The sequence below is a fragment of the Rhodopseudomonas sp. BR0C11 genome (assembly GCF_010820945.1).
GTDB lineage: Bacteria > Pseudomonadota > Alphaproteobacteria > Rhizobiales > Xanthobacteraceae > Rhodopseudomonas > Rhodopseudomonas palustris_H.
The window spans coordinates 1-7,247 of the sequence record NZ_QTKI01000243.1 but is presented as its reverse complement, the minus strand read 5'-3'; the positions used below and the strand labels follow the sequence as shown (position 1 = coordinate 7,247).

Here is a 7,247-nt window from a genome sequence, read left to right as displayed (position 1 = left end):
CGCGCACCCTTGCCGTCCGTGGCCGACGGATGCGTCAGCGCCGGCACATGCTGGACCTGATCGCCGCCAGCTTCATGATCGATGCGGCGATCCTGCTGATCTACGTCCAGGCCGGCACGATCCCATCGATCGTGGTGGTGGCGTTCACCGTTTCCGGCGCGCTGGTCGGCGGCATTTTGTTCGCGCTGTCGGAATCCGGGTTCAACGATCGCTTCTCCGACCACTATCTGACGGTGCCGATCGCCATTACGACGCTGGCGCTGATCATCGGCTTCACGGTGTGGGCGCCGCAGATCGGCGCCTTCTTTCTGTTCGAACTGTTTGTGGTGTTCGGCTTCGCTTCGCTCCGCGCCGATCGCCGGCAGGCGCTGATCCTGTGGTCCGCGCTGCTGTGCGCGCTGGTGCCGCTGTTCCTGCTCACCGATCTGCCGATCGGGATGCCGCACGACAATTCGCTCGAACGGCTCGCCACCCTGCTGGCGCTGGTGCTGACGGTCGGACGCTGCACCTTCATCGGCGTGTTTTCCAAGGCGCTGCGCGACTCGCTGTACAAGCGCGGCGCCCAGCTCCGCGAGGCCTATCAGCGGATCGAGGAACTGGCCGAACTCGACGAACTCACCGGGGCCTATAACCGCCGCTGCATCATGCGGCACCTCGACAACGAGATGGAACGCGCGGCGCGGCACTGCGAGTCGCTGTCGCTGGCGCTGATCGACCTCGACTGGCTCAAGCGCATCAACGACACGTTTGGTCATCCGATCGGCGACGAGGTGCTGCGCACTTTCGCCATCACGATCTTCGCCAACATCCGCAGCTTCGACCGGTTCGGCCGCTACGGCGGTGAAGAATTCCTGCTGCTGCTGCCGAACACCTCCGACGACGAAGCCCGCCTGATCCTCGACCGGCTTCGCATGATCGTCGCCGATCTCGACTGGAGCGCGTTCTCGCCCAGCATGATGGTGACTCTCTCCGCCGGCGTCACCACCATGACGCTCCAAGAATCCACCGAAGCCGTGCTGGCACGCGCCGATCGCGCACTCTACGAGGCCAAGCACGGCGGACGAAACCGAGTTGCCTGCGCCTGAAGAAACAGGCGCCCTGTCTTCGCTCTAGGAAAGAGTAATGACTTCAAGACCAACGAGGCCGGCCCTCCACCTGCTCGATGAATTGCAGGCGATGCTGGCGCACGGCACCGTAGCGCGACGCGTCGAGACGCTGCGCCGCGTGACCGACCTGTTTCTCGACGGCGTGGACTACAACGACGAACAGATCGAGGTGTTCGACGACGTCTTCACCTGCCTGGTCGAGGACATCGAATCCAACGCCAAGGAGCTGCTGGCGCAGCGGCTCGCCAATGTGCAGGCACCGCCGCGGATCATCCGGCAACTCGCTTTCGAAGACCGGATCGAGATCGCCGCGCCGGTGCTGTCGCAGTCGGAGCAGCTCGACGACGCCACCCTGATCGCCAATGTGCGCGCCAAGAGCCAGCAGCACATGATGGCGATCTCGACCCGCCGCACCCTCAGCGGTGCCGTCACCGACGTGCTGGTCGAACTCGGCAATCCGGCGGTGGTGCAGAGCACCGTGAAAAACCCCGGCGCCGAATTCTCCGACAACGGCTATTGCGTGCTCGCCCGGCGCGCCGAACATGACGACGGCCTCGCCGACGCGCTCGGCCAGCGCACCATTCCGCGGGCGCAGTACCTGAAGATGATCGCGATCGCTTCGGCGACCGTGCGCAGCAAGCTCGAAGCCGCCAATCCGCATGCCGCCGCAGATGTCGGCAACGCGGTGCGACAGGCCGGCCGGCTGGCACGCTCGGCGCCGCGCGGCATCAGCCGGCAGACCTCGATCGCGCACGGGCTGGTGCGCTCGCTGTTTGAAGAGGGCCGCATCGACGCCGTCGCGGTGCACAGCTTCGCCCAGCAGCGCAAATTCGACGAGACCAATCAGGCGATCGCCTGTCTGGCCAACATCACGGTCGAAACCGCCGAAGCCATGATGGTGGAATCGCGCGACGAAGGCGTGCTGATCCTCGCCAAGGTGTGCAACCTGACATGGGCGACGGTGCGCGAGATCATCGACATGCGTGACGAGATCAACGGCACCCATTCGCACGATCTCGAGGAATGCCGCGACACCTACGAGCGGCTGCGTACCTCCACCGCCCAGCAGGTGCTGCGCTTCCACCGCATGCAGCAATCCACCGCCGCCGCACCGCCGGCCGCCTGAGCGGCCGACGAAAGCGTTTCGCCTACCACCGCGCCTTGAAGCCGGCATAGACGGCGCGGCCGGTGCCGGGCTCGAACAGCGGCGAGTTGGCGTTCGCCTTGTCGATGATGCTGGCCGAGGCGATGTAGGTTTTGTCGAGCAGGTTGCGGCCTTCGATGTAGATCGAATACGGCCCGCCATTGTCGATGCCCGCTTTGAGGCCAAGCAGCGCATAGGGCTCGGTCTGAAGCGTATTGGCGCTGTCGACGTAGTAGGCCTGCGGCACCCATTCGACGTTCGGGCCCATATAGAAGCCGTTCGGATTCTTGTAGAGTAACTCGGCGCGCAGATAGTGCCGCGGCGCGCCGGGCAGCAGGTTGTTGCCGAACTTGGCGTCGCCGTCGAAGCGGAAGTCGTTCAGCGTGTAGGCCATGTTCAGCCACAGCCGGTCCGGCGCGCCGGCGCGCTCGAACAAATGCTTGAACAGCGTCACGCCGAGGCCGGCTTCGACACCTTGATGGAGGGTGCGGTCGGCGTTGGTGACGTTGCAGTTGCCGAACGCGCTGTAGAGACACAGCAGTTCGTCCTTGATCTCGGCCCGGTACAAGCTGAGATCCCAGGTGACGTCGGGCCGGCGCCCGCGGGTGCCGATCTCGTAGGTCGTGGCGCGCTGCGGGCGGATGCTGGTGAACGGGATCGTCGGAATGCCGGGGCCCGACGCACTTTCGCCGAAGCTCGGCACCTCGGCGCTGCGCGAGACGTTGGCGAAGGCCTGCCAGTTCGGATCGATCTGCCAGAGCAGTCCCCCCTTTGGGCTCCAAAGGTTGAACTCGGTGGAGCCGGACTGATCGCCGTCCGACAGGAAGCGATCGCGGCGGTCGCGGGTGGCGTGCAGGAATTGCGTGCCGCCGACCAGCGCAACGTTCTGCAGGAAGTAGAACGAGTCTTCGATATAGACGCTGGTGTTGGTCGACTTGTCGAGCGACGACGACGCCAGCGCGCCCTTGTTGCCGGCGACGTTGACGTACTGCTTGTTGTCGATCCGGCCGTTCAACAGATTGACGCCGGCGACCAGGCGATTGCGATAGCCGCCGATGATGCGATCGTCGGTGACTTTGGCGAAGCCGCCGTAGTCCTGATAGCGATAGTCCAGCCACTGGAAGATCGGATGCATCAGATGGCGGTCGACGCCGAAGGCGCCGAAATCGACCACGGTGTCCTCGAACCGAATCGTGGTCTTGTTGGCGAGGCGCACGGTGTCGATGTTGCGCTGCTGATCCAGCGCGACGTTGCCGGCCGCCGCGGTCTGCGGCGAATTCAGCGCGATGTCCTTGGTGACGGTGCCGGGGATCTTCTGCCGGACGCTGTTGGCGTTGAGATAGAACCGCGTCTCGATATCCGGCGTGATCTGATAGCCGACATTGCCGCTCAGCCGGTACGCCTGGCCGTCGCTGTGATTGCGGAAGCCGTCCGCGGCCTGCGCCGAAGCCGTGATGTAGCCATCCCAAGCGCCGTTGACGCCGCCAGCATTGGCCTGCAGCCGGCGATAGCCGAACGCGCCGGCATCGACGCTGACGCCGTTCGGGAACGGATCGCGGCCGGTCTTGGTGACGAAATTGATCGCGCCGCCGAGCGAATTGGCACCGAACTGTAGCGCATTGGCGCCCTTGTACACCGAGACGTAGTTGTAGGCGGTCGGATCGATCTCCTGGAAATCGCCGTAGCCGTCCGCGGTGTTGATCGGAATGCCGTCCATGTAGAGCTGCACCCCGCGCAAATGGAAATTGCGCGACAGGCCCGAGCCCCGGATCGACAGCCGGGTGTCGTCGCCCCATTTCGGCTGCGCGAACACGCCCGGCACGTAGTCGAGAATGTCCTTGATGGTGCTCGCCACCGTCGAGTTGCGATAGGCATTGGCCGGCACCAGCGCGACGACGCCCGGCGTCTGCTCGATGTCGCGCAGCGCCTGCGGCACGGTGAGCACGGTCAGCGCCGGCCCGCGCGCGACCTCGCTTGCGGCCGGTGCCGCGGACGGCTGCACCGCGGGGGTGGCGCTACGCACCGCGCGCGTGGACTGCGATGCAGCGCGCGGCTTCGGACGCGCCGGCGCCGGTCGTGCGGCTTGATCGGGCGCCTGCACGGTGACCGGCGGCAGGGTGCTGTCGGAACGGCTTTGCGCCGCGGCGGGCAAGGCGACGAGGCAGGTGGAGACGAGCGCGGTGGCGTGCACAAGCAAATGCCTGCGCGACCGCGGGAATGCGGATGACATGACGGAACTCCGGCAACTGATCGGACGATGAGGGGGACGCGCGCAGGCGCGCGCGATCGTCAGGCCAGAACCGGCGGGCCGCGGGGCTGATGGGCGGGAGACGGCCGCCGCGCGACGAACGGCGTCGCGCGCGGGACTTCGTAGCGGATGCTGAAGGCGATCCGGATCGCGAGCGCCGGCGACAGCGGCGGCGGAGTCGCGCTGACATGCTGGCCGAGGCACAGCGGGCAGCGGATCGGAACGGCCTTGGCCGGCTGGCCGGCGTCACCCGCGGCCCCATCATCCACGGTAGCGATACAGAACTCGTGACCGGTGATGAGTTGAACCGGAGACTGTCCGGCGAGCAGCGTGCTGGCGAGCACGACATTGAGCACGAGCGCGTAGGCAGCGACCCAAGCCGCCACCAATGCCCTCGCCCGCCGTCGTGAAAACCCGCTCATGCAGCGCCCCTTGGTGTTTTGCTACCACAGGCGCAAAGCGAGTCAAATTCATTCGCGATCAGTAACGTCCCGGAGGTGTCTCAGTAACGCAAAATCCGGGGCCCCAGCACGGCGCCGAGACCGGCCACCATCGCGGTCGCCAGCGTGTACCAGGTGGCGACGAACAGCGGGGAATCGTCGACGCAATGCGCGGCATACAGCGTGCCGGCGAGCCCGGCCGACAGCATGCCGGCGAGCGCGCCCGCGAGCGCCGGACGCGACGGCGCGCCGCGGCGCAGCCCCACCAGCGCGGCGCCGAGGATCGGCAGCGACAGCACCGGGATCGAGCCGAGGCACAGCAGCGAGTTGTGACCGAGCAGCCGCGTCATCGCCGAGGTGCGATGCGGCAGCATCGCTTCGGCGCCGATCGCGAGGCCGAGGACCGCCAGCGGCGCCAGCAGCAGCAGGCGCCAGCCTTTCGCCGTCGCCTCCGGGCGCGACAGATGCAGCGCGACGATGATCGCCGACAGCGACAGCGCCAGCGTCACCACGAATTTCAGGTCGAAGAACGGATTGCGCATCGCCTCGTGCAGATCCGGGCGCAGGCCGAGCGTCGTCAGCAGCAGCGCCGCCGACACCGGCAGCGCCACCAGCAGCGCGGCGGCCAGCACCTGCCCGACTGGGCGATCGCGGCTGGCACCGTCGGCGGCGAGCGCTTGGATCAGGCGATCGGTTTCCATGGTCACACCGTTCTCAATTTGGCAGCGAGCGCCGATAGGCCGCGATGTAGCGCCACCCGCACCGCGCCCTCGCTCATCGATAGTTTCGCCGCGGTGTCCTTGATCGAGGCGCTGTCGACCGCGATCGATTGCAGCACGTCACGCTGCCGCGGCGGCAAGCCTTCAAGATGCCGCGTCACTTCGCTGGCGGGCAGCGTCTCCGGTGCCGGTTCGCTTGCCAGCGTATCGGCGAAGTCGTCGATATCGACGAACACCCGGCGACCGCGGCGGCGCAGCGTATCGATCAGCTTGTTGCGAGCGATCGCAAACAGCCACGGGGCGAACGGCGCGCCCGAATCCCAGGTGTGCCGCTTCAGATGCACCGCCAGCAGAATGTCCTGCACAATATCCTCAGCCTGATCGACTGGCTGGCCGGCGCGGGCGAGACCGCGCCGCGCCCCTGCGCGCAGCACTGGCGTGACACTCTGGAGTAGCCGCCGATACGCGACGCTGTCGCCGGCATTGGCTGACCGCATCAGGTCGGTCCATTCGTCGTCACGTCCGCGCACGCACGCTCCCGTCCAACAATTCGGCCCTAACTGCGGTTTGTTACGCCCACCGGGGCGATCACGGAGTCGTGAGGCAAACCGCCAGACGGCGGCGTTTGCCGGCCGTTGCCATAGCACCGAACGACGCCCCGCAGCCACTTCGCGCCACTGCCCAGATGTTGCCGCGGATCGGCAATGTTTCCTCATGGTTTGGCCCCGCTGACGCCACCGCCCCGCGCTTTCTGGTCGCGGGCTGGCAAATGGGGAGAATGTCATGGACATCAAAGCCAGCGGGCGCTCGGCTCTGATCATTGCAGCAGGATTGACGGTGGGCTTGTGGTGCGTTGCACCGGCGACACCGAGTTTCGCGGCGCCGCAGGCCGCCGCCAGCGATAGCGGAAGCCCCGCCAAGCCGGCGCCGAAGAAAAAGGCCGTCAAGCACCACGCCAAGCCGGCCAAGGCCAAGCAGGCCCAAGCCAAGCCTTCCGAACCCAATCCGTCCGAGGCCAAGCAGTCCGAAGCCAAGTCGGTCGTCAAATCTCCGGTCGAGGAAGGCCGCGCCGCCGACGCCCAGACCGGGCCGAAGCCGCTCGCCGATGCCAGCGGTGCCCTGCCCGCCTCGATCGCCAATGCCAATGCCCAGGCGACACCGGCCGAAGCCGCTCAGGCCCAGCCGACCCCGTCCACGGAAGCCAGCCAGGCTGCGGCACCGGCCGCCGCGGCTGGTGCGACCAACCCCGCCGTGATTGCCGCCGACCAGGTCAACGACCTCGACCGCGCGGCAACCGATGCGCCGCAACTCCAGGCCCAAATGCAGCCGCAGCAGCCCGCCGCCGCCGAGACCGCGGCCACCCCGCAGCCGCAAGCCGACACGCAGGCCAAAGCCACCACCCACGACGATGATGCGTGGGACAAGGCGTCACTGATCGGCAAGATCTTCATCGCAGCCGGCGGCCTCCTCACTCTCGCCTCCGCGGCGCGGATGTTCATGGCCTGAGGGCGCCCGCGCCCACCCCTTGAAGCCGCTGGCGGCAGCGGGCAGATTGCCCGCGGCCGCGGTCGGCCTTCCGGGGACATGCAT

General features: G+C 67.0%; 7 protein-coding genes. 3 read left to right on the top strand and 4 right to left on the bottom strand.

Annotation, left to right across the window (positions count from 1 at the left end):
• Both DYI24_RS17465 and DYI24_RS17460 read left to right on the top strand, forming a co-directional pair.
• The coding region (locus DYI24_RS17465) for a GGDEF domain-containing protein (RefSeq protein ID WP_246701285.1) at positions 1 to 1,085 on the top strand (1,085 nt) is incomplete at its 5' end.
• Between the two features lie 37 nt (positions 1,086 to 1,122).
• Positions 1,123 to 2,232, top strand: a complete 1,110-nt coding sequence (locus tag DYI24_RS17460; protein ID WP_107343789.1) for a DUF2336 domain-containing protein — start codon at positions 1,123 to 1,125, stop codon at positions 2,230 to 2,232.
• Between the two features lie 22 nt (positions 2,233 to 2,254).
• Here the strand turns inward: DYI24_RS17460 and DYI24_RS17455 are convergent, their stop codons facing one another.
• The 4 genes from DYI24_RS17455 to DYI24_RS17440 form a co-directional block, all read right to left on the bottom strand.
• A complete protein-coding gene (locus DYI24_RS17455; RefSeq protein ID WP_164573197.1) occupies positions 2,255 to 4,480 on the bottom strand; it encodes a TonB-dependent receptor family protein in 2,226 nt (741 codons plus the stop codon).
• Positions 4,481 to 4,539: 59 nt separating this feature from the next.
• Positions 4,540 to 4,884: a DUF2946 family protein gene (locus DYI24_RS17450; protein ID WP_349627790.1), complete on the bottom strand. Its 345-nt coding sequence runs from the start codon at positions 4,882 to 4,884 to the stop codon at positions 4,540 to 4,542.
• Positions 4,885 to 5,000: 116 nt separating this feature from the next.
• Positions 5,001 to 5,639, bottom strand: a complete 639-nt coding sequence (locus DYI24_RS17445; protein ID WP_164573199.1) for an NrsF family protein — start codon at positions 5,637 to 5,639, stop codon at positions 5,001 to 5,003.
• Between the two features lie 2 nt (positions 5,640 to 5,641).
• A complete protein-coding gene (locus tag DYI24_RS17440) occupies positions 5,642 to 6,187 on the bottom strand; it encodes a sigma-70 family RNA polymerase sigma factor (RefSeq protein ID WP_107354972.1) in 546 nt (181 codons plus the stop codon).
• Positions 6,188 to 6,440: 253 nt separating this feature from the next.
• Here DYI24_RS17440 and DYI24_RS17435 point away from each other — a divergent pair, with 253 nt between their 5' ends.
• Positions 6,441 to 7,163, top strand: a complete 723-nt coding sequence (locus DYI24_RS17435; RefSeq protein ID WP_164573195.1) for a hypothetical protein — start codon at positions 6,441 to 6,443, stop codon at positions 7,161 to 7,163.
• The last annotated feature ends 84 nt before the right edge of the window (positions 7,164 to 7,247 follow it).

Coding starts and splice junctions, on each gene's coding strand:
- DYI24_RS17460 (WP_107343789.1), top strand. CDS start 1,123: ATGACTTCAAGACCAACGAGGCCGGCCCTCCACCTGCTCGATGAATTG.
- DYI24_RS17455 (WP_164573197.1), bottom strand. CDS start 4,480: ATGTCATCCGCATTCCCGCGGTCGCGCAGGCATTTGCTTGTGCACGCC.
- DYI24_RS17445 (WP_164573199.1), bottom strand. CDS start 5,639: ATGGAAACCGATCGCCTGATCCAAGCGCTCGCCGCCGACGGTGCCAGC.
- DYI24_RS17435 (WP_164573195.1), top strand. CDS start 6,441: ATGGACATCAAAGCCAGCGGGCGCTCGGCTCTGATCATTGCAGCAGGA.